Origin of the sequence: Cryobacterium sp. PH29-G1, assembly GCF_030063365.1 — a bacterium.
Taxonomy (GTDB): domain Bacteria; phylum Actinomycetota; class Actinomycetes; order Actinomycetales; family Microbacteriaceae; genus Cryobacterium.
Genome location: NZ_JASISY010000015.1, coordinates 65,604 through 90,593, shown reverse-complemented (window position 1 = coordinate 90,593; position 24,990 = coordinate 65,604). Strand labels below are relative to the sequence as shown.

The 24,990-nt window shown below is 63.5% G+C and carries 27 protein-coding genes and 1 tRNA gene; 9 read left to right on the top strand and 19 right to left on the bottom strand.

The window, feature by feature from the left end; genetic code table 11:
- Nucleotides 1-466 precede the first annotated feature (466 nt).
- Nucleotides 467-823 (top strand): hypothetical protein, encoded by a 357-nt coding sequence (locus tag QMK22_RS15485; protein ID WP_283498548.1) that lies wholly within the window; start codon nt 467-469, stop codon nt 821-823.
- Nucleotides 824-1,732: 909 nt separating this feature from the next.
- Nucleotides 1,733-2,284 (top strand): DUF6578 domain-containing protein, encoded by a 552-nt coding sequence (locus QMK22_RS15480; protein WP_283498547.1) that lies wholly within the window; start codon nt 1,733-1,735, stop codon nt 2,282-2,284.
- 33 nt (nt 2,285-2,317) lie between these two features.
- On the opposite strand, the gene QMK22_RS15475 is transcribed toward QMK22_RS15480, so the two are convergent.
- From QMK22_RS15475 to QMK22_RS15460, 4 genes are all read right to left on the bottom strand, one after another.
- Nucleotides 2,318-2,788: a hemerythrin domain-containing protein gene (locus QMK22_RS15475; RefSeq protein ID WP_283498546.1), complete on the bottom strand. Its 471-nt coding sequence runs from the start codon at nt 2,786-2,788 to the stop codon at nt 2,318-2,320.
- Between the two features lie 77 nt (nt 2,789-2,865).
- A complete protein-coding gene (locus tag QMK22_RS15470) occupies nt 2,866-3,315 on the bottom strand; it encodes a VOC family protein (protein ID WP_349361222.1) in 450 nt (149 codons plus the stop codon).
- Nucleotides 3,316-3,907: 592 nt separating this feature from the next.
- Entirely contained in the window at nt 3,908-4,861 is a 954-nt protein-coding gene (locus tag QMK22_RS15465) for a hypothetical protein (RefSeq protein ID WP_283498545.1), read from the bottom strand.
- Nucleotides 4,827-5,420: an RNA polymerase sigma factor gene (locus QMK22_RS15460; RefSeq protein WP_283498544.1), complete on the bottom strand. Its 594-nt coding sequence runs from the start codon at nt 5,418-5,420 to the stop codon at nt 4,827-4,829. Before QMK22_RS15460 ends, QMK22_RS15465 begins: the two co-directional genes overlap by 35 nt.
- A gap of 456 nt (nt 5,421-5,876) precedes the next feature.
- Between QMK22_RS15460 and QMK22_RS15455 the strand changes: the two genes are divergently transcribed.
- Nucleotides 5,877-6,683, top strand: coding sequence for a LysM peptidoglycan-binding domain-containing protein (locus QMK22_RS15455; protein ID WP_283498543.1), 807 nt, complete (start codon nt 5,877-5,879; stop codon nt 6,681-6,683).
- Between the two features lie 48 nt (nt 6,684-6,731).
- Here QMK22_RS15455 and QMK22_RS15450 read toward each other — a convergent pair whose 3' ends face one another.
- From QMK22_RS15450 to QMK22_RS15440, 3 genes are all read right to left on the bottom strand, one after another.
- The gene (locus tag QMK22_RS15450) at nt 6,732-6,860 is read right to left on the bottom strand and encodes a hypothetical protein (protein WP_283498542.1); all 129 of its coding nucleotides are present in this window, start codon (nt 6,858-6,860) and stop codon (nt 6,732-6,734) included.
- A 38-nt stretch (nt 6,861-6,898) separates the two neighbouring features.
- Complete coding sequence (locus QMK22_RS15445) at nt 6,899-7,351, bottom strand: hypothetical protein (protein WP_283498541.1); 453 nt, start codon at nt 7,349-7,351, stop codon at nt 6,899-6,901.
- 206 nt (nt 7,352-7,557) lie between these two features.
- Nucleotides 7,558-8,061: a hypothetical protein gene (locus tag QMK22_RS15440; protein ID WP_283498540.1), complete on the bottom strand. Its 504-nt coding sequence runs from the start codon at nt 8,059-8,061 to the stop codon at nt 7,558-7,560.
- A 692-nt stretch (nt 8,062-8,753) separates the two neighbouring features.
- Between QMK22_RS15440 and QMK22_RS15435 the strand changes: the two genes are divergently transcribed.
- Nucleotides 8,754-9,263: a hypothetical protein gene (locus QMK22_RS15435; RefSeq protein WP_283498539.1), complete on the top strand. Its 510-nt coding sequence runs from the start codon at nt 8,754-8,756 to the stop codon at nt 9,261-9,263.
- 378 nt (nt 9,264-9,641) lie between these two features.
- Here QMK22_RS15435 and QMK22_RS15430 read toward each other — a convergent pair whose 3' ends face one another.
- The 4 genes from QMK22_RS15430 to QMK22_RS15415 are packed head-to-tail and all read right to left on the bottom strand — an operon-like array spanning nt 9,642 to nt 12,650.
- Nucleotides 9,642-11,423: a hypothetical protein gene (locus tag QMK22_RS15430; RefSeq protein ID WP_283498538.1), complete on the bottom strand. Its 1,782-nt coding sequence runs from the start codon at nt 11,421-11,423 to the stop codon at nt 9,642-9,644.
- A 29-nt stretch (nt 11,424-11,452) separates the two neighbouring features.
- The gene (locus tag QMK22_RS15425; RefSeq protein ID WP_283498537.1) at nt 11,453-12,025 is read right to left on the bottom strand and encodes a hypothetical protein; all 573 of its coding nucleotides are present in this window, start codon (nt 12,023-12,025) and stop codon (nt 11,453-11,455) included.
- Nucleotides 12,022-12,156 carry a hypothetical protein gene (locus tag QMK22_RS15420; protein ID WP_283498536.1) on the bottom strand — a complete coding sequence of 45 codons (135 nt, stop codon included), beginning with the start codon at nt 12,154-12,156 and terminating at the stop codon, nt 12,022-12,024. Before QMK22_RS15420 ends, QMK22_RS15425 begins: the two co-directional genes overlap by 4 nt.
- The gene (locus QMK22_RS15415; RefSeq protein ID WP_283498535.1) at nt 12,153-12,650 is read right to left on the bottom strand and encodes a hypothetical protein; all 498 of its coding nucleotides are present in this window, start codon (nt 12,648-12,650) and stop codon (nt 12,153-12,155) included. Before QMK22_RS15415 ends, QMK22_RS15420 begins: the two co-directional genes overlap by 4 nt.
- 674 nt (nt 12,651-13,324) lie before the next feature.
- On the opposite strand from QMK22_RS15415, the gene QMK22_RS15410 reads away from it, so the two are divergent.
- The gene (locus QMK22_RS15410) at nt 13,325-13,711 is read left to right on the top strand and encodes a tyrosine-type recombinase/integrase (protein WP_283498534.1); all 387 of its coding nucleotides are present in this window, start codon (nt 13,325-13,327) and stop codon (nt 13,709-13,711) included.
- A 227-nt stretch (nt 13,712-13,938) separates the two neighbouring features.
- On the opposite strand, the gene QMK22_RS15405 is transcribed toward QMK22_RS15410, so the two are convergent.
- From QMK22_RS15405 to QMK22_RS15390, 4 genes are all read right to left on the bottom strand, one after another.
- Nucleotides 13,939-14,013: transfer RNA gene (locus tag QMK22_RS15405), tRNA-Arg, on the bottom strand.
- 105 nt (nt 14,014-14,118) lie between these two features.
- A complete protein-coding gene (locus tag QMK22_RS15400) occupies nt 14,119-14,616 on the bottom strand; it encodes an HNH endonuclease (RefSeq protein ID WP_283498533.1) in 498 nt (165 codons plus the stop codon).
- A 344-nt stretch (nt 14,617-14,960) separates the two neighbouring features.
- Nucleotides 14,961-15,788 (bottom strand): C40 family peptidase, encoded by an 828-nt coding sequence (locus tag QMK22_RS15395; RefSeq protein ID WP_283498532.1) that lies wholly within the window; start codon nt 15,786-15,788, stop codon nt 14,961-14,963.
- A gap of 268 nt (nt 15,789-16,056) precedes the next feature.
- Complete coding sequence (locus QMK22_RS15390; RefSeq protein ID WP_283498531.1) at nt 16,057-16,776, bottom strand: iron-dependent transcriptional repressor DtxR; 720 nt, start codon at nt 16,774-16,776, stop codon at nt 16,057-16,059.
- A gap of 133 nt (nt 16,777-16,909) precedes the next feature.
- On the opposite strand from QMK22_RS15390, the gene serC reads away from it, so the two are divergent.
- Complete coding sequence (gene serC, locus QMK22_RS15385) at nt 16,910-18,028, top strand: phosphoserine transaminase (RefSeq protein ID WP_283498530.1); 1,119 nt, start codon at nt 16,910-16,912, stop codon at nt 18,026-18,028.
- A gap of 177 nt (nt 18,029-18,205) precedes the next feature.
- Here serC and QMK22_RS15375 read toward each other — a convergent pair whose 3' ends face one another.
- Nucleotides 18,206-18,832 (bottom strand): DUF3027 domain-containing protein, encoded by a 627-nt coding sequence (locus tag QMK22_RS15375; protein ID WP_283498528.1) that lies wholly within the window; start codon nt 18,830-18,832, stop codon nt 18,206-18,208.
- Nucleotides 18,825-19,205 (bottom strand): cold-shock protein, encoded by a 381-nt coding sequence (locus QMK22_RS15370; RefSeq protein ID WP_283498527.1) that lies wholly within the window; start codon nt 19,203-19,205, stop codon nt 18,825-18,827. Before QMK22_RS15370 ends, QMK22_RS15375 begins: the two co-directional genes overlap by 8 nt.
- A 93-nt stretch (nt 19,206-19,298) precedes the next feature.
- Here QMK22_RS15370 and QMK22_RS15365 point away from each other — a divergent pair, with 93 nt between their 5' ends.
- From QMK22_RS15365 to QMK22_RS15355, 3 genes are all read left to right on the top strand, one after another.
- Nucleotides 19,299-19,574, top strand: a complete 276-nt coding sequence (locus QMK22_RS15365; protein ID WP_283498526.1) for a hypothetical protein — start codon at nt 19,299-19,301, stop codon at nt 19,572-19,574.
- Between the two features lie 29 nt (nt 19,575-19,603).
- Nucleotides 19,604-21,475, top strand: coding sequence for a helicase-associated domain-containing protein (locus QMK22_RS15360; protein ID WP_283498525.1), 1,872 nt, complete (start codon nt 19,604-19,606; stop codon nt 21,473-21,475).
- Nucleotides 21,476-21,547: 72 nt separating this feature from the next.
- The gene (locus QMK22_RS15355; protein ID WP_283498524.1) at nt 21,548-23,191 is read left to right on the top strand and encodes a DNA repair helicase XPB; all 1,644 of its coding nucleotides are present in this window, start codon (nt 21,548-21,550) and stop codon (nt 23,189-23,191) included.
- Nucleotides 23,192-23,274: 83 nt separating this feature from the next.
- On the opposite strand, the gene QMK22_RS15350 is transcribed toward QMK22_RS15355, so the two are convergent.
- Nucleotides 23,275-23,988, bottom strand: coding sequence for a pyrimidine reductase family protein (locus QMK22_RS15350; RefSeq protein ID WP_283498523.1), 714 nt, complete (start codon nt 23,986-23,988; stop codon nt 23,275-23,277).
- Between the two features lie 43 nt (nt 23,989-24,031).
- Complete coding sequence (folP, locus tag QMK22_RS15345; RefSeq protein ID WP_283498522.1) at nt 24,032-24,943, bottom strand: dihydropteroate synthase; 912 nt, start codon at nt 24,941-24,943, stop codon at nt 24,032-24,034.
- Between the last annotated feature and the right edge of the window lie 47 nt (nt 24,944-24,990).

Sequence of the window (24,990 nt, the reverse complement as noted above, 5' to 3'; positions counted from 1 at the left end):
TCTCAAAGGCAGGACCATCCGGCGTGGGAACGCCGCGGCCGAAGCCGCCCAGCGTTCCCTCATTGACTAGACAGGTGCGGATACTCTCGACGCCGCGGTGACGATCACCCGCGGCAGCCGTCGGCTCGAAGCTGTTGGGTTGGCCTACGTGGCCTGGAAAATTCGGACGACGGCTGTGCCGAACTCCAAAGTGCGTCAGGTCGCCTCTACCCACGGGATAACGCGGTCACAGTTGATTCGGGATGCGGTACTGAGCTACGTCCACGCCCTTGCCTTAGACGCTCCGTTCACCGATGGGTGACGTTCACTGCTCCTCAGTCGTTCCATTCGATTTTTCGGCGAGGCCATCCCAACACACACAGCTACGGCTCATTTTGACAAGACCCCGTGACAAGCACGCATAGCGCGACAACGCACCAGCTCCGCGCAACAATGGCTTTAGACACGTGTCCGAACTGTCGAGGAGATGATGATTTTGGTCAATAGAGACGAGATTGAAGACGATGGCCGCCACCCTGGCTGGCAGTTCGAGTTGCACAAGCCAAATAGGACGCACCGCGCAGAAATACCGGCTGCGGACATCCAACGACTCGAACGACTGTGGGAATTAGTTAGGTATGAGGAACGCATCCCCGACACCACGGGCGTGGAGATTGATGCATTGATTGAGTATTGGGGCCGAGAGGGGTGCTCAGCCGATCAGATCGCCGTCGCGATACAACTACCGCTTGAAACGGTCACTGAATTGCAAAAGAACCCGGGAGTCGCCGCCCTATTCAATTCCCGACAGCGGTTACAGAACGTGCCTCAAAGTCAATCTTGAATACCCCCCGAACTTGAGGCAAGGGTGGAAGCACGAACAGTCCACGCATAGAGATTGGGGATCAATATGAAAATTGGATTCAAGCGCATAATCAGTAGCGCGGCCGGCCTTCTGATACTTGGGTCGGTCGTGATGGCGGCGCCTGCCCAAGCCGCAACAGCAGAACCCGCCCCGGCACCGGCACCGAACGTTTCTGAAGAATTTCTTCAGCAGAACGATGTCCAAGGCAAGGTCACTAACATCTAAACCGATGCCAACGGAGCTGAGTTCTACCTATACGACTCGGGCGACTGGGTTCTCCAGCTGCCCTCCGACGCCGCGCCGGGCAACGTGAGTGCGCAATACGAAGCGGGAATCTGCGCTGGCACATTCGTTGACATCACCAAACTCGGCGACGAGCTCTACTGGGGTGGTCAAGAATCGTGCTCCAGCGCGCCGGCCGACGCGATCTATCCGCACTCTCTCCGAATGGTGCTCCGTAGCACGTGCAATGGATTCCCCTGTGGAATCATGACCGAGCAACGCGAGTTCACATCAACAGATAGTCCCTACAACGCAGTGCAAACGGTCAACGGATTCGAAGGATGCGTGACCGGGACTACGTACGACTACGACCAGATCGCCTACCCGACCGTCCGAGGCACCCACTACGGCCCGTTTGTTGACGGTCCGGTAGCCGCGGTCGACTGCAACATCAACCCGGATTAGCTGACCGAGATCAAAACATAAGGGGTTGCGCAGATGTGCGCAGCCCCTTATTCGTCTGGGGTGCGCTCCGTTAGCACCACAATCGAAGTTGAGTCGGGTGCCTGACGGGGGAACGTCTTGCGGGCAGTTACAACGTACCGGCGGTGGGCCCCCTAACGAGTAAGCTGCGTCGCGGCTTGGGCGATGGGCTAGCGTGGGGTCATGACGCGCGTGTGGCTGACGGAATGGGAATGGGCGTGCTGCGGCGATGCTTTTGCCACCGGCGATGAGATCGACTTCGGTATCGAGACGCGAACGCCGCATGCTGCTCTCGCTGACATGCTCGGACCGGAACTATTCGCCACGGTGGAAGCGATGGAGTCGCACCATGAGGAAGAATTCACCGATCGAGTGCGCGGCCGGGTAGTCGCGGTACACGAGGTCACGCAAGACGTCATCGAGCGTTGGTCCCTACGTCGTCCCGGCCACGGTGCGCCGCCGGAATCGATCAAAGCAGCGGACGGCGACGAGCGGGCGGTGGTCGGCCGCGAATTCGGCAATGGAGCGTTCCTCGCCCGTTCGCCCTCTCAATACATGATCGAGATCGAGCCAGTTGCGAATACAGCGAGGTTAACCCCGGCTCAGGGAGTTCGGCATCGCATCGATGACGACGACGAACCGCTGCCTCGCGTCGAAGAGTCTGCTGTGCCACCGCCCGAGCACGGCCGACGCTCGCTCAAGGGCTGGCTCGTCGACGTCCAGGAGCACGCATAGAGCGTCCGCTCGCGGAACGCGAAACGCGAAAGTTCACAGGGGCCCAAGTACGTCCTTGACCGCAGCTCGCAATTCGAGGCCTTCCAGCACGACGAGGAGTTGTCTCTCTTCGTATCGGAAGTGGTTCTCCATTATCGCGGCCACTCCTTCAAGATGAAGCTCAAGTTCGTCAGGTGGTGCCGCACGCTCTACCGCGGAGCCCAGCGACTGTAGGAGGTTTGCGAGCATCGAGTGATCCCTTTCCAGCGAACGCAAGACCGGCGCAAGGTGCGGGTGAGCTGCTTCGATCGCGGGAAACAGAGCGCGATCTTCACCTCGGTGATGCCCATCTAGTGCCGCGCAGAACCCGCGACAATAGATCAGCAGCTCGCGCGTCGCAGGCGCTCCCGATTGTCCGACGCGTACAGCCTGTTGGGTAACTTGCAGGGCTTCACGCATCTTGGAGTGCACGCGGCGAAGCTCATGGCTCCAGGCGACAAGCCTGGTCCTCTCGCGATCAGTCACGCGAGCTTGAGGGGTGAGACGAGAATATGGTCAGCTCATTCGCTTGGGCGAATACTCGCGCTTCCATTCCAGATTGCCTAGAGGTAGGGCCGGGTGATGAGTTCTAACGCGTGGCCGGCAGGGTCCTTGAAGTAGACCCCGCGCCCTCCGTGTTCGGTGTTTGTCTCGCCCGGGCGGGTCATCTGAGGGTCGGCCCAATGGGTGACATCCCAGTCGACCAACCGCGAGTAAGCGCGATCAAAGAGCTCGTCGTCGACCAGGAAGGCATAGTGGTGCATCTGGATCTCGACCGGCGGTTCCGCGAACTGCAACATCACCCCTCCGTCGAGTAGGACGTTAACGAACGGGCCCCAGGAAGGAGCTTCCGACGCTTCGATGAGATCCCGGTAGAAGGCCGCGGATTCGTTGCGGTCTTTCGAGGGGATGATGGTGTGGTTGAACGTAGCTGAAATGATGCTCTCCTGTTTCTCTAGTCGTCTGGCGAATGCGCGAACACCGTCGGATGCGTGGGCATGAGAACGGCACACCCGATTCGGGGGTCCCCGCGAGCGGCGAGACGACTGCTCAAGCAAAGACAACGGATGCCCCGGTCGCGACGACCGCAGAAACCTCAGAGAACTACCGGTTTGCCAACCTGTGCATGGCTTTGAGCCGATCCGGTAATCATTTCCTCAAAATATCACAGCAATGACCGTAAGCCGGACGATCAGCGGACGACTTTTCCCGTGCTCACCAGAGCGCGGTCGAGGCCCTATTGCAACAGGCAGGGCCGCCCGCAAGCGGAACCCTCTGCGGGACGCTGACTGCAGTCATGGACTTTAGGCGAGTCAGGCGGCTGTCAGCGCATGCGCCCATCGCTGAGTACAAGAGCGGAGCCGAGAAGAGCCTGCTTGCAGCGTCTGCAAAAACAGCGAGGACCCCTTCCTTGCCTGTGACAACGACCTGTGGCACCCGCAGAGCGGAAGCTGTGCAAGTTAAATCCATTCCAAATGCCAGGCCACGGCGGCGGTCAACGGCGCCGTGTAGTTGTCGTCACCGGTGCCGATGGAAGCGGGACCAAGACAGAGTACGTCGGCGGAAGATCAACTGCGGCGGGGTTCACCTCGTGACTCGGAGTGCTCATGGCGCCGTGTCCACCACGGTCGTCTCAATCGCAGTCAGCGACATTTCCTCGTTGACTCCCCACCCGAAGAGAGTGGCACCGCTCATGGCTCGTTCACCGATGACGAGTCCGGTGTCGGGATCGATGATGATTTCTTGGCGTTCCCCGGCTCTGAGCATCTCGTTTCGGCCGATCGCGATTCCTGTCACGCCGTCGAGATTCGCGACGTTGTCGGTCGCCGTAACTCCGGGAATACGGGAAAGCGCGTTGAGGAGAGCTGCGCGCTGTGGCGCCGGAACGAGACCGGACCGGAGGATGTCAGTGATGCGCACAAAGTTGTCCTCGTTACGGGATGCCGATCCGCCGTTGTACTGGGCGCTGATCCACTCGTACGCTGCTGCGCCGTCGAGTGGAATGTCTGTAAAGACGACATTCACCCATAAATCCGGGCCATAGAATTGCCCGTCGACCGCTCGGGTTGTCTCGATCGATTCGCCGGTGAGCACGCCCCGCATGTTGCCCCAATCGCGGTAGAGCACCCATTCCGCGTCGGGATCGGCGGGCATGTACACGTCCAGGATCTGATCGTTCGGCTCGCATCCGGTGTCATCGCAGACTCCCCAGCGAGCGTGCGTGTGCGAACGAAGGTACTGATCGGAGCCAGCCACAAGATCTGCATATTGGATGGTCTGGGTGGCTGCAGAGCGCAGCACGTCACTCGCGTAGGCGAACTGCGCGTTCAGAGTGATGTTGCCCGCCACAAGGACGCCCGTCATTGCGGCGGCCACTCCGGCAGCAGCCCAGGTCAGCCGCGGCATCCAGCGCCGCTTCTTGTGACGCTGCGCTCCCGCATGAGTCGCGTCGCCATCCGCAATGCGGCCGAGAAGCGCTGCCCGCCCCGCGGTCAACGCCGTCGGGCTCGGTTCGCGAGAGTCGTCACGCGTGTTGCGGAGCAGTGTCAGTTCGTCCATGGTCCGTCTCCTGTTCGAGGGTTTCGATGCCTGCGGCGCGGCGCAGTTGGCGCCGTGCCCGATTCAGTCGTGAGCGCACTGTTCCGACCGGTACTTCCATCGCTGTCGCGATCGCGGCGTAGTCGAGGTTGCCCCACGCGTAGAGCAGTAACGTGTCGCGATCGATCTCCGGCAGTCGCCGCAGCGCCTTCGCCAACCTCTGGGTGAGGCGGTGAGCGTCAATACGTGCGCCGGCCAGGTCGATGAGGTCGGGGACGATCTGCGCCGCGAGGTCCGCTGTCATCCCCTTCCACGCCGTCGCCTCCAAGCGGACATACTTCCGCATCAGTCGCGTGGCAATACCCAGCAACCACGGGCGCGCATCGACCACCGTCAAGTCGTAGGCCGACCTCCGCTCGAATGCCACCAGGAACGTCTCCGACATCACATCGTCCGCAGCGTGGTCGCCTAGCCGCTGTGCGGCATACCGGAAAACTGATGGCGCGTGACGGTCGTACAACGTTGCGAACACGGCCGGGTCACGCGCCGACTGCTCTATTACGTCGTTATCAGGGCTCATATTCGTATTGCTCGATTCAATCGATTGGGTTCACACCAATCTTGCTGGGTGCGAGTGTCGACGACCGGAGGTGTTCTCCGGCGAGCTCGTCCAAGCATCGCTGAACTCGATGCTGTCCCACTGGAGGTACTGCACCCCTCGGCTCATGGGCGCGCACAACCGCAGGCCCAATTGCACCACAGAGCGGGGACAATGGTCCGCCGGCCGACTGGAGGTGCCTGCGGATCTTCCAGAGTGTCCCACGGGTTTTGAGAAACTCAGGTTCCAAAACAGTTCTTTTCCTTGGGCGATGCGATCTGATAGCACCGCCCAACGCCGACGTTCGGTGCCCGCAAGCCGAACCTGAAACGGGACGGTTCATAGCGATCGGTGCGTCGAGCAACTTCGTCGGTCGAGGCTGCGGCTGGACCGGCAAGGGGCCGACTGCCATACTGGGCTCGGCGGGGAGGGGACCTGATGCCACGACTGACGACATCCGTTCTGGGGAGCATCGCTCTGGTGCTCGGACTGGTGGCCTGCTCGCCCGCGACGACCGAGACTCCGCCGGTCGGCACGACGATCCAAACGGATTCCCCGGCCCCACCCGACGACGCGGCCGACGTCGTCGTCCCCGACGGTGTCATCGGCACGGCCGAGCTCACGTCGACCTCGGAGGACGACACCATCTCCGGAACCGTCGTGATCACTGCGGGAGACGGCGGGTTCGACGTCGCGCTGAAGGACTTCAAGTCGGACGTTCCCGGAGGCGTGCAACTGTTCTTCAGTCCCTGGTCGGAGACCACGACCTGCCTGGCCGACATGTACAACTTCTCATTCGGTAACCTCTCCACGGACGCCGATCAGCCAGGGCTGACCCTGGGCGACAGAGACTCCTACCGAGGCGACCCCAGTTACTATTTGACCGCCGTCATCATCACCGCGAGCTCCCCGGGCACGATCGATCCTGACAGCTGCGTGCTCACTCCCCAGGCGGTCGGAACGATCACCTGGGACGTTCCGGACACCCGCCCCGGGCTGCTCGCCGTCGATACCGGCGCTCGGTTCGGCGCTGGAGGCGCCACCGCCACAGCCACTGGTTCCCCCATCTCCTACCGCGCGGTCGCCGGCGACACACTCAACGACATCGCCGATCGCTTCGGCATCACGCTTGACGACCTCGGCTTCCTCAACCCGCTCACCAGCCGCCAGCTCCAGGCCGGCGACGACCTGAACCTCAGGGTGGCGCTGCGCGGCGGCGCCTCGGTCCCGCCGCCCTGGGCCTGAACGCCATTCCAGGGCATGAACCTCCACCGTCGCCCCGATAGGGGAACCCTACCGGGCGGCGGACAGGGTCCAACGTTCGTCGTTGTCGCATCGCCACGTCTGGTGGGCTGGACCGTCCCTGGTGACTTCGGTGAGCCAATAGGTTTGGTCCGGGTCCCAGCCGGCTAGCACGGTCATCAGATTGTCTTAGACAGTGACAGCCTGTCCGGCCGTGGTCAGGTAGCCGGCCACGGTGAGGTGGACCGCATCGAAATCCTCCCCGACTCCATGGAGACCAGCACGACGGTCGCGAGCCCCGCGATAAACGGGCGCGCCTTCGGTCGGGCCTTCACCAGGCGCACTAGCCGGATCGTGTCGAACGTCAAGACAACCCACACCACGGCATAGGACACCATCACGACGGCGATGATCCACAAACCGATCGAGTTAGTGGTCACGGTGAGCAGCATCTCCGGATTCATCGCATATGCGGCGCCGGTCACTACGACAAGGGCGAGGAAACTCAGCGTGGCGCGGAGGCCAAACCAGCCCAGTGCCCGACTACCGACGAGCACCTGAGCGGAGCCGGGGATGAAGATATTGAGGACAACGAGCCACCAGGCCCGCCGAGTCAGGCAAGTTAGGGATCCGGTATTCGGGTACCAGATCGGACTCCGGGCGTTGCTCATCGCTTCACTTGACGTGCCGTGTACTACAGCTCCATCTGAACGCCGAAGTGGGAGGTCTCGCCTTGCATGCAGACGAAGTTGCCACCTGCGATCATGAACTGCATATTGTCGCTCCAGACGCGGAAGAAGCCAGCTGGGATCGCACTTCGCGAAGGTCGCCCTCTGCGCGCGCCGGGCGCGCGTCCGGGGCTCTGCGGGGAGCCTCACTAACAGTAGAAAGCGCGGGTCGTTTCGGGCGACACGATCCTGCTCACGACTCCTCCGGGTTGCATGAGGGCAACGCCTCCATAGGCGTTGTCCTCTCCCCACGGCGAGGCGTCGGCTACCTTGTCGTAGACGAAGGGCCCAGAGTTGTCGGCGTTCTCGTCGAATGCCTGCTCTGCGGGAAGAGCATCAAAGAAGGCTTGGGCGTTGTCGCCGACACCGAAGTCTCCACTGCTCTGCAGCGCGATGCCATTGAAGCTGGGGTCGCCGAAGGTGACCACGAAACCGGCCGGCTCCCAGACGTCGAGCACGAGTGCGGTGCCGCCCCAGGAATAGCGGGCCGTGACGTTACTGCACGCATCGATCTCGCTCTCGAGGAACTGCTCGGGCGCTGTCCCGAGTGCGGCCGTGAGAAAGGCGACGGAGGCTTCCGTGCCGTCGGCGAAGTTAACAGTCGAGACCGGCTGCTCGGTGGCCGTCTCGCTCATCAGTTGTGAACCGCTCATGACGATGGTCGACACTACCGGTGCAGGAATTGGCGCAGCTGGAGTTGATGTCACGGCGGGAAGCGTTTGGGTTGCGCTCGCTTCCGGGGCTTCGGGCGTCGAGGAAGCGCACCCAGAAACCATTAGGCCGACCGCAGCGGCCAAGACAAGTATCCGCAGGCCACGCAGCGACTGGGTAATACGTCTGGGATTACTGAGAATCATTGAGCCCCCGCTCGTTGGGGAGATCACGACGTGAAACTCCCTGTTTTTTTCCGAGTCTAGTCAAGTCGCGCCCATGTATTGTCACGTCCAGAATGACCAATTTCATCGAGGGCCAGCGACGTCGGCGTGTCACCGGGTCGATACGCGCCGTAGACGGTGCCGGCTGTCGAGCTGGTCGAGACACGACAGCGATTGGATCGAGCTTGTCGAAATCAGAGGACCGCGACCAGAGAGCACGTCTTCTTTGCCATCCGCCGAGGGATTGATTTCAACAACATCGTCCGCAGAGACCGGACCATCAGCGGACGGGTTTTCAGGTGCTCAGGAGAGCGCGGTCGAGGCGCTATTTCGACAGGCCGGGCCGCCCGTAACCGGAACCCTTTTCGCCAGGATACGGACCCGCTTAGGGAGAAAAGTAGTCGGCCCAGTGATCACTGTTACAGCGGCCGGGGACACACGTCCCGAGGTAGAGGAGCATAGTTGGACCCATGAAACTTCTTGGCACCATGTTCCTCGCTGCGATAGCGACCACCGTAATCCTGTCCGGTTGCTCCAGCGCCCCCGGTGGCGGCTCCAACCCGACCACTTCCACCAACGAAGCGACCACTTCCTCCGCGCCGTCTAAAACGGCTGGAGCGGCGCCGTCAACTACCGAATCCAGCTCCGACGCGGAAGCAACATCCGCGACGTTGCCTACAGACCCACTCGATCCAGTCATGGTCTATGCACTCTGCAAGGCCCAGACGATCAGCTATGTCTCGAAAAGCTACAACGCAACGTGGGCACCATTTGAGGAAGCGATCACCGCCGTCAGGGACGACGGCGTGATCGGCATCTACATCGAGACAATCGACAAGGAGACAGCAAACGAAATGGCCAGCGTATGTCAGATAGGTGGCACAATTGGTGCCCCCGAGTGGGCCTCGTACGGTGTAGACAGCCGGATCTCCGATCGTGATTTCATCGTGGCTGACCTCACCTCGCACGCACAGGCATGATGTCGGTCAGCGCGGACTGTCACAACGTGGCATCTGTGCGGACCCGTCCGAGGAAGTAGACGGGTGCCTCCAGCGACGTGAAAGCTTAAGGACAATGGAATGTCTTGACAAGGGCCGTCACCTGCGGGCAGGTTACATGCCAAAGGAATTCCGCCTTGAAGGGGCACTTCGAGGCTGATCGGATTTCGCAATGAACCCGAACTGTAAGGAGCGCCGTAAGAGGGACGGCCACCGGACCGAATTTGAGGGCCCTGTCAGAGATCGAAAACAGGTGCATTTCGTCTTCGCGGGGTGCCCGCAAGCGGAACCGTCAGCGGGACATCGGTGCGTACGGCTAGGGATCCTCCGGCGGACGTTAGCTACGCAGCGCCGAGCCCCTCAGCCGACATCGCGGGGGTAGCCGCGCCGCGTGAGTTCTTCGAGGACGGGGCGCAGCCGCTGTTCTCGCTCGGCTTCTGCATCGTTACGTTTTGCGATGATTGCATCTACGCCAGGTACGAACTTGACCACGAATTCGGGAATCTCCTCAGGCTCCACAGAGCTGACCACCCAGCCGCCCCTCGCTACGTAGGCTGGGGCGCCAGCTTCCTCGAACATCTGACGCATATCGTCGCTGTACGAGCGCACGGCCTCGCGATCGATCTGCACCTGCACCTGCACCTGCACTGCGTACTGCCTGGGACCGTGGGCGTCCCCGATCATCCCAATTCGCAACCACGACGGTAGAACTGGCGGAGTCGCCGCGATTACTCGAGCTCGGAATTCGTCCTCCGCTTGCTGTTCTTCAGCGCGTTCGGAGGCAACCGTCGCGCGTCGAGCCAAGACGGCGGATTCCGCACCAGCAAGAGCTATCTCGATGCGAGTCATAGCAGTAGCAAAGTCACCCTCGATCTCAGTAATGACGAGTTCGCCATCCTCGTGGATCAAGAACCGGCGGTGGCCCGGCCATGGCCCGTTAAGTTCCTCGGAAATCGCGTCAGCCCATTCGTTGTATTCCGACGGCGACGGCACATCTTCAAGGGTGAGGGTAACCGTCGTGCGGTCGCCGGTCAGCTCGGCCCGATAGCCGCGAATTTTAGCGTGAGCCTCGTCGAATCGCCGCTCGTGCCGTCGCGCCTTGTTTCGGCGGCGTCGCCGATCCTCCTGCCGAGCAGCTGGGCTTGCCTCAACGGCTGTGGCGAAGGTGAAGACGAACACGAGGGCACGCTGCACTTCCTCAAGAATGAGCAGCTCGGGACGCTGTTTTGCTTCGAGGAACCATATTGCCTCGCTCGGTTCCGGGGCGATGGCAGTCAGCAGCGCGACCTCTTGAAGCGCGACCACTTTGGGGTCGTCGCCGCCAATGGACCCGAACCCTGGCTCATAGCGAGCGTGACGGGGTGCCAACTTTGAGTTAGACGACACCACGAAGCTGCCCCAAATCCCAGCGACAACGTCGTAAGCCTTGACAACCGCGGCCATCGCAGCGACCGAGTCGCTGCTCCGCATGAGCGCCTCCGCAAAATCGAGATGCTCCCGGATCTTTTCGTCTTCGACCGCGCTCGAGTAAAGCACGTCATCGAGATCAACGCCATAGGCGAACGTCACGACACTGGCGATTACCCGCTCGGTGGCGATGACCCATTGCGGAAGTTCGTCGCGGTCGACACCGGTGCCGGCGTGCTGGACCACGTTGCGAACTCGGTGCAGCCGCCGCCGGGACGTTTCAACACCGGCATCAGGTATCCAGCCATGACCGCGGAGAGCTTGCAAGGGCTTCTCGACAAGATCGCGGTCGGTGAAGGTTCCAAGAAGGTACTCGGCCGCGGTGAATACGGTGCGCTCAATGGCAGCGTCAAGGAGAATCACCGCCGCTTGACGGTGCACCGCTCCGGGCGCTCTGGCTTGACCGGCTGCGAGATCTCGAAGTGATCGGATAGCGACTAAGTTCGCTAGGTCGTTCGGCGTCAACGGCATGACTCCATCATGCCGGGTCACGGCAATCGGCCGGCTGTTGTGTTGCAGCGTGCTGTCCGTCAGGCCATCCCCTTGTGAACAGATCCCGCCCGAGCGCCGGTGTAGGAATTCGCTATCACTTGCGGAATCCGTGCTCGAAATCGACGCCAAGCGCCGTGGAGTCGTGGAGTCGTAGACGATCTTCGCCATCTCGGCCTGGACCATACACCCCTATGTCGAGCCAGAACATACGTCTAGGACGTAGGCGCCGCCCCAGCGGGGTCGAGCATTTCGCCGGCCGCTACAGATGCGTCGATCTGGCCGCGGATGTCGCGCACCAGGCCGGCGGCGTCGATGCACCAATCCCAGATGACGTGATCGGCCATCGCCGACCCCGTGCTGCGCCGCTGCCATCTGTCCCAGTCTCCGTGCAGCAATCCGCCATAGAGATCGTCAAACGCCAGGTCACCGAATCCTCGCTCTCGGCCTTCGGGCGTCGTCACACGCCAGGGCGAGCCGTGCGTACGCTGGTAGGCCACGTCATCAAGACGCGCCGCCTTCCACCGATCGAACGCCGGGGGGCGCCCGGTGAGGCACGCCTCAACTGCGCCGATGACCTTGCCGAGTGCGAGCTCATCGTCGGGACTGTAGTACTTCCGCAGCACCATTGCGTGCAAAATCGAAGTCCAACGCGCCGAGGGCTCCGCGCGGTGGATGAGACTAACCTTCTCGGGACGGGGCATGGCCGTCACAAGGTCTTCATATTCGTCGACCGAGGCGAGAAATAGGCGGAGCCGAGCCAACTCGGTGGGCGGTCGACGGCTCACTTCGTCGCGCTCACGAGGCCGCACTCATGGCATGCTCGGCGCAGGGAGCCGCCGTCGACGTCAAGCTGCATCGGCACGAGGTCGCGCGGGCAGTTAGCCGGGGCCTTCCAGGCGAGGTCATCATCGCTCATGCACTCTCAGTCGCCGCGTCCGCCTCATCCGCTGGCTCTGCGTTTGCGTCAGGGACTCGCAAGTATTTGAGCCAATCGCCGATATCCCCGGGTGCCTTCTTGGGATCGTTGACCCAGCCTTCGACCCAGAACGAAAGCATCTTGGTCGCGGTTATCGCCGCCGTGATGCGCAATTCGGGGGGCTTCGTCGCGATGTCCTCTAAAGCAGCTCGAGCCGCGACCATGTAGCGATCTGCGCCTTCAGAGTCGAGCAGCCGGGCGCGGGTCTGAATATCGTTGCCGCGGTCGATCCACTCGAGGTCTGTGAGCATCGCGGCTTCCACCCCGGCCGCCATGTAAATCGTCCCGGCATCAAGCCAGACGCTGTACTCGTGCGCCCACTGGGCGCGCCCTGCGCGTGCTTCGCGGCGAGTCGCCGCACGAGCGGCGCCGACCGTGAGAACTATGGCCACGACAGCGATGGCCGTGCTGGCGACAGCCCCAAGAGCCGACACCCAGAACCCTGCTACCTCAGTCCACGAGGGGTCAGCGGGCACGGGTATGGGTATGGGTGGCGGCGTTATCACACTGCCCATCTTGGCCTGTCGTGATCGTGTTGCGGGCAGTGGAGGACCCCGTCACCGTTCCACTGGGCGATGGGGCTGCCGCCGACGGGGCAAGCCAGCGGGGTCCGACGGCGCTTGCAACGTGTAGGGGCGCCGCGAGGGTCTGGGTCGAGTGGTCACCTCTTCGAGCTCGTCGAGATGCCCGGTGAGGGGACCTCGGCCGCGACGGTACGACCCGCGGTTGTGTTCCGCGGAGGGCCATGTGAAGGCTCAGATATTGATTCCCGTAAGACCCGCCGAATAAAATGCCCGGTGAAGGGGGGCTAACAGGGGCAGAAACGATCGCTCCTAATTCGTTGCCTAGGGCTTCGATCTGTGCCGCTTGGATGACGGCCGTCGGGAGCGGCCACGCGTAGCTCGAGGCACTTCGACCGATACCTACTCCGATAGGTCAGACGCGGGTTCCATCAGATCTGTTCCAGTCAGCGGGTCCGTCGAGCTGCGGCGCGGCCGCGAGCTGGGCGGCGTGGTTGCCGGGGTCGATGTTTGGACCGATCCAGATGCCACGGGCGTCGAAACACGGGTAGGAGACCAACCGTGGGCGCTCTCCCAAGGGCTATGAAATGCGCAGCGTGCCCTTCCCTGCCTTTCTCGGGGCGCTGCTGACCGAACAGATCGCGGGCAACCAACGCAACCAGCTCGTGTTTGGCGATGGCAACATCTACCTGGCCACGCCGACCCACGGCGACGGCTGGTTCGCGGGAGCCCGAAAACGCGCACGACTCACCGATTCGTCCATTCCTGTCGGGCTGACACTGCATGACTTGCGGCACACCGCAGCATCCCTGGCGATCTCGGCCGGCGCGAACGTGAAGGCGGTGCAGCGCATGCTGGGGCACGCCTCAGCTGCGATGACCCTGGATGCCTATGCGGACCTGTTCGACGATGACCTTGACGCCGTACCTGTCGCGCTGGATACTGCAAAGATCAGGTCGGACGCGCTGCCGTGACGATTCACCGCCCGCTAGGTGAACTTTCCACCTCGCGACGCGGCCTCGCAGGCCACTCACCCGGCGTCCCCGTGGCAGGCGGAAAGGCCAAAATTGGGCCGTTACAGCTGCTCCAAATCACATCGAAATTTTTTGAAGTGTGGGCAAAATGTGGGCAAAGGGCCATTCCTGAGAATGGCGAAAACCCTACAGCCCAGTGTTTACAAGGGATGCAGGGCCCTAATGCGTGGTGCCCCTGGAGGGATTCGAACCCCCAACCGTTTCCTTAGGACGGAACTGCTCTTCCGTTGAGCTACAGAGGCTGGCTTGCAAAGTTTAGCCGCTACGGGCCGGCGGCTGCGCCGCGACGGTACGGCGGTCGATGAAGAGCACCACCTTCGGCGCGAGCGCTGTGCGGGACGGCACACTCAAGCAGCCGGGGCCAGGTAGGCGCCCCACTCCTGATCGGGGCGTTCAACGCCACGTACGATCCAGGTCGTACCCTGCGGCATCCGTGGGGTGAAGCGCAACTCCCAACCCATTTCGGCCGGGGTGTGGTCGCTCTTGAGGTTGTTGCAGCGCAGGCAGCAGGCCGCCAGGTTGTCCCAGGTATCGCGGCCACCGCGCGAACGCGGCAGCACGTGGTCGATGGTGGCCGCAGATTTGCCGCAGTAGCAGCAACGGTTGTTGTCGCGTCGCAGCACCCCGCGGCGGCTCACCGGCACCAGGCGGGACATGGGGATACGCACGTACCGTGTGAGCAGGATGACGCTCGGGCGGTCCCATGCGCCGGAAGCCGCGAAAACGGGGTGGTTGTGATCGGACTGCACGACCGTGGCTTTCTGGTTCATCACCAGAATGAGCGCTCGCTTGAACGAGACGACGGCGAGGGGCTCATAGCCCGCATTGAGTACCAGTGTGCGCATGCGCTCCCTTTCGAAGGAGGCTGGACGGCTTCCAGCCATTCGAACTACGTCCGATGCGTACAGTGCAGGAGCGTGGCGGGGCGAAAAAGAGTACAAAAAAAGGCGCCGTCACCATGACAACGCCTTCTGACCGCTCACGCAGTTCTTCTCGCTCTGACAACTATGCCGAAAGCACTCGCGACCGCGCACATCCATGGTGTGGATAGTGCGTCGCTCATGCATGGGCTCTCCTCAAAGACCTACAACTACATCAGGGCACTAGGTTAACCCACAAATGGCGCAACAGGTGAACCTGTATGCGCCATTTGAGTGAGCTGTTACCTAGTGTTCACTGCAGAGGATATTTAGATGCCGATCCGCACGATGTAGTAATCGCTGGTCCAGATGGGCTGAATCCGCACGTTCTGACCGGTGTACGGCGCGTGCAGGATGTTTCCGTTGCCGGCGTAGAAGCCGTCGTGGCCGTCCATGATCACGAGGTCGCCGGGTACGGCATCCTCAATTGAAATGCGAGTTCCGGCCGCGCCCTGACCCACCGAGGAGTGCGGCAGGCTAATGCCGAACTGCGCGTAGACATACATGATGAAGCCGGAGCAGTCGAAACCGGCCGGGGTGGCACCACCGAAGACGTACGGAACACCCTGGTACTGCGACGCGACATTGAAAACGGATGCGAGATCAACATTCGGGTAGGCCGGGTTAGCCAAGTAGTCGGCGGCGCTCGGGCCGGAGTAGCTCGCGGCGTACGTGGTCATCTGCGCGGCAACTTCAACGCGGCGAACTTCTGCGGCAGCGGCGGCAGCAGACGCGGCAGCGGCGGCAGCGAGTTCTTCGGGGGTGGTGGCGGTGAATCCTTCGCGAGCGACGCTCACGGTTGCCGCCTGCGCATCAACCTCAACGGCCTGCGCCTGAGCCTTGGACATCTCTGTGGATTCGCTGGCTTTGAAGGAGGCATCTTTCGAACCGGGAGCGAAGGCATACGCCGGGAGAGCCATTGTGGCGACCAGACCGGTCGCGAGGGTCATGACGACGATGTTGGCGATGCCGCCGCGGCGCTTCTTCGGGGAAGCACGGGGGGATCGGTGGCTGTGTGCCGGCGATTCCACTGTTGCCAGGGAATCGGATGCTCGGCTCAGCTCGCGCCGGGACCTTCTCGTTCCTAATGCAGCCAAAGTTTTAACCTCCGGCGCCTCGACAACACTAGGTTGCTGTCCCGTCACTTCGCTAATAGCGGATGTGTTCTTAAGTCAAGAGACGGGGGTAAGCAGGCGTCCTGACTCGAGTCCATCGACCGTTTCTGGTCTGTGGGACATCCTCGAGGCTACAAGAACGACGCCCATTTGTCACCCTGGAGCGGCACTTTTCTAACGGATTGGTAACGGACCCGCCGGCAAGTCGAGACGACTGGCTCGCTTGAGCCCCCGCGAAATTGGCGCAATGTCAGTGAGCGACCGGCACGTAGTCGGTCGGCGTGGTGATAAATATGTGACCGGCGACCTCGTTGGGCAGTTCCAGCCCGGCACCGAAACCTTCGACTTGTACTAGAACGTACGAGCCTGCCGCAGAGAATGTTCCCGTCGCACCCGGCATCACGCCGCTCTGCTTGAGCTGCAGCAGCAGCTCGGGATCGAACTGCACCGGCTCACCGAGACGACGGATGACCGCCGCCACCGGCACGGCCGAACTCGCGACCACAGACAAGACGTTCGTCACGCCGGCCATGAAAGCGACGGCCGGAGAATCGCCCAGTTCATCCAGACCCGGAATCGGATTGCCGTAGGGCGACTCGGTCGGGTGCCCGAGCATCTCCAAAATCTTGCGCTCGACCTGCTCGCTCATCACGTGCTCCCAGCGGCACGCTTCGTCGTGCACGAATTCCCACTCGAGTCCGATCACGTCGCTGAGCAGGCGCTCGGCCAAACGGTGCTTGCGCATGACATGCACCGCCTTGCTGCGACCAGCCGGGGTCAATTCCAGGTGCCGATCCCCGGACACGATGACGAGACCGTCGCGTTCCATGCGGGCGACCGTCTGCGAGACCGTCGGACCGGAGTGACCGAGGCGTTCGGAGATACGCGCGCGCAGCGGCACGATCTGCTCTTCCTCCAGGTCAAGGATCGTGCGGAGATACATTTCCGTGGTGTCGATCAGATCGCTCATCCGCAGCCCTTCATTCAGCTCGTGCGTGCACCGGTCATCGGGTGACCGAAAGGTGCTCCATCAGCGGCCTCGGCAATGGCCCGCACAGCGTCACAAGCCTACCCGCCCGTGGCAGGGCAACTAGAATCGGCGTATGGCCGACATACTAATACCCACCGATCTGCTCCCCCTCGACGGACGATTCGGCTGCGGCCCATCGAAAATCCGGCGTGAACAGCTCGACCACCTCATGGGATTTGGCACCGGAGTGCTTGGCACGTCGCACCGCCAGCCGCCCGTAAAAGACCTCGTCGGCCGCGTGCGCGCCGGCCTGGGCGAACTCTTTCGCATCCCCGACGGCTACGAAGTTGTGCTCGGTAACGGCGGTTCGACCGCGTTCTGGGACGCCGCTGCCTTCTCGCTCATCGAAAAGCGCGCCCAGAACCTCGTCTTCGGCGAATTCGGCGGTAAGTTCGCCAAGGCCGCCGGCGCCCCGTGGCTCGAAGCCCCCGATGTGATCAAGGCCGACACCGGCTCACGCAGCGACTTCGTCGTTCGCGACGGCATCGACGTTTACGCCTGGCCCCAGAACGAGACCTCGACCGGCGTCATGGCCCCGGTCACCCGCGTTGACGGCGATGCCGGTGCCCTCACCGTGATCGACGCAACAAGCGCGGCCGCCGGTATCGATTTCGACGCGAGCCAAGCGGATGTTTACTACTTCGCCCCGCAGAAGAACCTCGCCTCCGATGGTGGCCTGTGGATCGCACTGTTCTCCCCCGCTGCCCTCGAGCGCGTCGAACGCATCGCCGCGAGCGGCCGGTACATTCCCGAGTTCCTCAGCCTCAAGAACGCCGTCGACAATTCGCGCCTGAACCAGACGTTGAACACGCCGGCCCTCAGCACGCTGCTGCTGATGGAGAACCAGATCGACTGGATCAACCAGAGCGGCGGTCTCGAATGGGCGTCCGCTCGTACGCAGGCGTCGTCATCCGTTCTGTATGACTGGGCGGCCGGCGTCGACTACGCGACCCCCTTCGTGGCCGACCCGACGCACCGCTCGCAGGTTGTCGTCACGATCGACTTTGACGACGCCATCGACGCGTCCGCGATCAGCAAAACCCTGCGCGCCAACGGCATCCTCGATACCGAACCGTATCGCAAGCTCGGCCGCAACCAGCTGCGCGTTGCGACCTTCACCGCGATCGATCCCGAAGACGTCAAGAAGCTCGTCGCATCGATCGAGCACGTCGTCGGTCACCTCGGCAACTAACAACGACGAGCAAAGGATCGGGTCATGCGTTTCTGGTTGAAAGACAGCGAACGACGGCCCGATCCGCTGCCCGCACGAACGGATGCCCGCAAGGCCCTGTTCGTGGGCACCCTGCTCTGGCTGGTCGCTCTCGGCGCCGCCCTCGTTGTCACGTGGACGGCGCCGTCAGAGTCAGAGCTAGGGGCGGCGAGCGCGCCGGGAACGGGTTGGTGGCTGTGGTGCACCGTGATCGGTGTGGGCCTCGGCCTCGGCGGTCTCGCCTGGGTTAAGTTCCGCCGCCGCTAGCGCCTCGTCAAAGTCAATACCGTCGAGGGCATCGAGCGAGTCTTCCGCGTCGTCCTCAACGGAGTCTGCTTCGTCGCCTGGGTCGTCGCCTGACTCGTCATCTGAGTCTTCGGACTCCTCGTCTGCGTCGTCGTCGGAGTCATCATCGGCGTCGTCGCCGTCATCGCCGTCATCGTCGCCGTCGTCGCTGTCATCGTCGATCAGACGGTCAGACCACGGCACCCACTCGGGCGCCAGCAGCGAATCGTCGCCGGGCGTGAGCTCGGTTTCGAGCACCTTCGGCTCGGAATTCTCGTCGACCCGCGCCAGGCTGACGGTCCAGCGCCAGCCCGGGTATCCGGTCATCAGGCAATCGAAGAGCAGCGACACCACGAGGTCGCCCTCGTCAATGTGACCGATGACGTCACCGATGGTGTCGTCGCTCGTGATTTCCAGCAGGGCCGTACGGGCCAGATCGACGGCCGCGAGCAGGGTGGCGTCGGTCGGTCGCAGAATGGCTTGCGGGGTCGTCTCAGGCATCCAGTTCCTCGGCGACCTTGCGCAGCATCGCCGCGATCTTCTTGCTGTGGCTCGACTCGGGGTAGCGTCCGCGCTTGAGGTTGGTGCCGATGCCGTCGAGAAGCTTCACGAGATCTTCCACGATGATGGCCATGTCATCGGCGGGCTTGCGATTGAATTTGCTCAGGCTCGGCGGCGTTTCAATCACACGCACCGAAAGCGCCTGCGCTCCGCGCTTACCGTCGGCGATGCCGAATTCGAGCTTCGCGCCGGCCTTGACGGTAACGCCGGAGGGCAGGGCGGAAGCATGGAGGAAAACTTCGTGGCCATCATCGCTCGTGATGAAGCCGAAGCCTTTCTCCTCGTCGTAAAACTTGACCTTGCCGGTGGGCATCTGAACCTCACTGAGTTTCGGGCGCACAGAAGCGCGCGGGGTGTGAACCCAGCATATTCGGTTGCGGCACCGGCGTGCCCGTATCCTTAGTCTGTGACCAATCAAACTCCACAACCCGTCAGCCGGCTTGAACGCGTTCTCGCCTACATGGTGGCGAGCGTGGTCGGGTTGTCGATCCTCGCGTTCCTCGCGGTCATCATCGCCACGGCGATGGGCGTGGGTGATAACGACGGATTCAGCCGCGGCGTCTGGCCGCCGATCTTCATTCTGCCGCTCTATGGCCTGCCCACCGGCTTCGTGCTCATCATCGCGCTGATGATCTCTGTGGGAGCTCGCCGCAGTCGCGAAGCTCGTCGAGACCGCGAGTAATGCTCGGCCTCGCATCGAGACTTCGGGCCATGCCCGATGCCGAGCTGCGGCACGTCATCGCGGTGCGCGGCGTTACCGCGAACGGCATCCACGATTTCTTCGATTTAGCCGAGGCCTTGCTTGAACCGAGCAATGTGCAGCTGGCGCTCAGCCACCTGGACCGCCCGACGCTGGCCGTTCTGGCCGTTGCGGGACAACTCACCAGCAGCGGATCCGTTCCCACGCTGAACGCCGTGACCAGCCAGCTGTCCGAGCTGGGTTCCGCCGACGTCGCCCTGGCCGAGGTGACTCGCCGAGTCGATACCCTGCATGTTCTCCTCCTCGCCGAGCACAACGACGGATGCTGCATCCCCTACGCCGCCGTCGCGGCTCACCTGGCGCGCTGGCCGGCCCAGGGCCTTCCCGGTGCAGGCGACCTCGCCATCACGCTCCCCCCGGCCGCCATCACTGCCGTTCCCGGCAGTGAGATTGCCTTCATCGACCAGTTGGCCGCCGAACGTGCCTTCGCGGTCGTGTCGTCGATCTCTGAGCTGATCAATGAGTTGAGCCGCGAGCCTGCCCGGCAACTCAGCCGGGGCGGACTCGGCCTCCCCGATACCAAACGTCTTGCCGCCGTCATGACCGTCGAAGTCGATCTGGTCACCTCCGTCCTTGCCGTGGCGGCGCGAGCCGATTTGCTCGCCCTGTCCGACGGCTACTGGATGGAGACCGAGGCCGGCGAAGCCTGGCTGCTCGAACGCACGACCGACCGGTGGGCGGCCCTGGCCGCAGCGTGGCAGGCGGCGCTCCCGCCCATCGTGGCCGACAGCCTGCCACGACAGGTTGGTCTGCTCTGGGGTGATGGCCTCACGACTTTCATCGCCTGGCTCTACCCCGCCGGCGGCGAGTGGATGCTGTCGCAGCTCACCGAGTTCGCCCGTGACGCCGAGGTGCTCGGCATCACGGCCCACGACACCACCAGCACGGCCGGTTCCAGCGTGCTTCGCGGCGACCCCGAGGCCGCTATCGCCACGATGGCGAATGCCCTGCCGGCCGAGGTCGGCGCCGTGTATCTGCAGCACGACCTCTCCGTCGTCGCCCCCGGTCCGCTATCACCGGCGATCGATTCCCGCCTGCGCGGGATGGCCGACGTGGAAAGCCGAGAGCTGGCGTCGAGTTATCGCATCACCGCGGCATCCGTCAATCGCGCCCTAGCCGCGGGTGAAGACGCCGAGTCGCTCCTCGCTTTCCTCGCCTCGATTTCACTCACCGGAATTCCGCAGCCGGTCGAGTACCTCGTCAATGAGTCCGCGGCTCGCTACGGCCGGGTGCGCGTGGGCCGGCTCACCGCGGGGCCGACCGCGCAGACAACGCCGGCGGCAGCGACCGGCGCCGAGACGGTCTATCTCAGCTATGTCTCCTCGGCCGATGCCGCTCTTCTCGGCACGATCGCCGTCGACCAGACCCTGGCCGCACTCGCGCTCGTGCGCAGCAGCGACGACGAGCATCTGCTCAGCCGATTCGCCGGCGATGCCGTGTTTTGGGCGCTGCGTGACGCCCGCTATCCGGTTGCCGCCGAAAACGAGCAGGGCGAGATCGTGCACCTGCGCCGACACCCGATCGCCCGCGTCACCGTTGCTCCCCGCACCGATCCGGCACGAAATCTGGTCGAGAAGCTGCGGGTCGTCGCCGACAACGGCACTTCGGTAGCGGATGCCTGGCTCGCCCGCCAGCTCGACACCGCCATCAAGGCCAAGCAGACCATCCTGGTGAGCATTGCGATGCCGGGCGGCGCGGTGGTGGACTACCTGCTTGAACCGGCCAGCGTCAGCAACGGTCGTTTCCGGGCTCGCGACCGGCGCGCCGATATTGAGCGCACGCTGCCGCTCAAAAGCATCCGGAGCATCACCCCGGCCCCCTGACCGAGGGTGCTGGTCGGCCCGGCCGGGGGCCGGTGCGAAGGGGGACTCGTGACGAGAGTAGGATTGGGCGCTATGTCTGATGGCCCCCTGATTGTGCAAAGTGACCGCACGGTGTTGCTCGAAGTAGCCCACCCCCTCGCCGAGGATGCTCGTCACGATCTCGCTGTGTTCGCGGAGCTGGAACGCGCTCCCGAGCACATCCACACCTATCGCATTACGCGACTCGGACTGTGGAATGCGCGTGCTGCCGGACACGACGCCTCAGACATGCTCGCGACCCTCGAGAAGTATTCCAAATTCGCCATACCTCAGACGGTCAGCGTGGATATCACCGAGACGGTCGGACGCTACGGCCGATTGGTCATCGAGCGTGATTCCGAGGGCGCCCTCGTGCTGCACAGTACCGACCAGGCCGTGCTCACCGAAATCGCCGGGGCGAAGCGTATCGCGCCGCTGCTGATCGGGCATCCGTCGCCGGAAACATACCTCGTTGAGCCGTGGGCGCGCGGCCAGCTCAAGCAGGAGCTGGTCAAGCTCGGCTGGCCGGCTGAGGACCTCGCCGGGTACACACCGGGCACCCCGCACGACATCGCACTCAAGGAAGACGGCTGGGCGCTGCGCGACTATCAGAACAAGGCGGTCGCCAGCTTCTTCGACGGCGGAAGCGGCGTGGTCGTATTGCCCTGTGGCGCGGGCAAGACCCTCGTCGGTGCCGGCGCCATGGCCACCGCAAAAACCAACACGCTGATTTTGGTCACCAATACCGTCTCGGCCCGGCAGTGGCGAGACGAGCTGCTCAAGCGCACCACGCTGACACCGGAAGAGATCGGCGAGTACTCGGGCCAGGTCAAAGAGGTCAAGCCGGTCACCATCGCGACCTATCAAATTCTCACCGCCAAGCGTAAGGGCGAGTACGCGCACCTGGAACTGCTCGATGCCATGGACTGGGGCCTGGTGATCTACGACGAGGTGCACCTGCTTCCCGCACCCGTGTTCAAGCTCACCGCCGAGCTGCAGGCCCGCCGCCGACTCGGCCTCACCGCCACGCTCGTGCGCGAAGACGGTCGCGAGGGCGACGTGTTCAGCCTGATCGGGCCGAAACGGTTCGACGCCCCGTGGAAGGAGATCGAGGCCCAGGGCTTCATCTCCCCGGCCAACTGCTACGAGGTACGCATCGACCTGCCGCAGTCGGAGCGGCTCAGCTACGCCGCGGCAGCCGACGACGAGCGCTATCGTCTGGCCGCCACCGCCCCGGCCAAGCTTGATGTGGTGCAGGCGCTGATCGCCAAGCACGAGGGCGAACGCATTCTCGTGATCGGGCAGTATCTAGACCAGATCGAGGAGCTCGCCGAGGTGTTGAACGCCCCGCAGCTCACCGGAGCCACCCCGATCGACGAACGCGAACGGCTCTACCAGGCGTTCCGGGTGGGCGAGGTGAAGGTGCTCGTGGTGTCGAAGGTCGCGAACTTCTCGGTGGACCTGCCGGAGGCGACCGTGGCCATTCAGGTCTCGGGGTCGTACGGCTCACGCCAGGAGGAGGCCCAGCGCCTCGGACGGTTGCTGCGCCCCAAGGAGTCGGGGCTGTCAGCGAATTTCTACACCCTGGTCTCCCGCGACACGGTTGACCAGGACTTCGCGCAGAACCGCCAGCGGTTTCTCGCCGAGCAGGGCTACAGCTACACGATTCTCGATTCCCAGAGCCTCGAGGCCGCGTAGCCCCGGAGTTCGCACACCGACGTGTCAGTTTTGGCGCCGAAAACGTCAGAAACCCGTTCAAACTCACGCGTCGGCGACGAAAATCAGGAGTTCTCGCGGCGCGCGTAGCGCAGAAACAGCATGTCGTCGGCGGGCAGAGCGTGCAGCAGGCTCATCGGCCGGCTGGTTTGGGCTCCACCACTCGCGATGCGGCCGGCCGAGCCGCCCTCGAGCAGGGGGCTCAGGGTGAGGCACAGTTCGTCGACGCAGTCCGCCGCGATCAGGGCGCCGAACAGGTGGGGGCCTCCCTCGCAGAGAATCTGCGGCATCCCGCGCACCGCGAGCGCGAGTACCATCGCGAGCGGATCGATCGCAGTCTCGCCGCAGACCAGCACGTCGGCGACCAGGGAGAGCGCCGCGAGCCGGTCGGCCGGTGCCGCCGCATGCGTCACAATCAGGGGCCGCACTCCGGAGCCCGTGAACACGCCGTGTGCCGGGTCGAGGTCCAGCCGGCCCGAGACGATCGCAACCCGCGGCTGAGGCGACCAGCCCTGCGCGCTGCGCCACGCCGCATCCGCTTCGGTTAAGCGGATGCCGCCATACCCTTCGGCGCGCACGGTTCCAGCCCCCACCAAAATGACGTCGGTGAGCACCCGCAGGGTGTCGAAAACGAGCTTGTCGTCGGCATTGCCGAGGGCGCCGCTCACCCCGTCGTGGGTCGCCGCGCCATCCAGGCTGCACACGAAGTTCATGCGCACCCTCGGCTCGGTGCGGTCGTCGATCGAATACTTCTTGATGAGTTCGTCCCGGTTGAGCACGGGCAGCCTCCGCTAGTCGTTGTGGTGCCTGGATTGATGCGGCTTAGAGGTTGTGCCGCTCGTAGGCCGGCTCGCGAAACCCGAGGATGGCCTCGGTCATGCGCACGGCATCGACGGCGGCGCGCACGTTGTGCATGCGCACGATGCGGGCGCCCTGCAGAATGCAGAACACCGCGGCGGCCAGCGACCCCTCGACCCGTTCGCCGCGCTCCCGACCGAGCGACTCCCCCACGAAGTCCTTGTTCGAAACGGCCACGAGGGTGGGTAGGCCGAGCCCGGTGATTTCGCCCAGCCGCCGGGTCAGTTCGAGCGAGTGTCGGGTGGTCTTGTTGAGGTCGTGCCCCGGGTCGATGATGATGCGCTCCCGCGGCACCCCGTGTGAGACGGCACGGTCAACTCTCGCCAGCAGAAACTCGCTCACCTCGGCGACGACGTCGTTGTACTGCGGTGTCGGGTAAGGCATTCGCGGCGCCGCCAGGCTGTGCGTGATCACCAGGGTGGCGTCGCTGTCGGCGACCACGTCGGCCATGGCCGGGTCGTGCACCCCCGTGGTGTCGTTGATCACGTGAGCGCCCGCAGCGATGCTCGCTGCGGCCACGGCCGGATGAAAGGTGTCCACCGAGATGACGACATTCGCGCCGCGCAACGCCTCAACCACCGGCACCACCCGGTCAATCTCCTGCTCGATCGGCACCGCCGGACCGGGCGCGAACTTGGCGCCGCCGATGTCGATCCAGTCGGCGCCGTCGGCGATCGCCTGCTGTGCCGCCACAACGGATGCGTCGAGCGCGAACGTTGCGCCCTGGTCGTAGAACGAGTCGGGCGTGCGGTTGATGATGGCCATCACGGCCACCTCACGGTCGAAGTCGAAGGTGCGGCCGCCGATCAGCCGGCGCGGGGCATCCATCTCGGGAGACGCCCGGGTCATACCGGAGCCGAATCTCGTGTGGGTCATAACGGTCCTCCCCGGGGAACAAGTCGAGTGCTGCCTCCCATCATGTC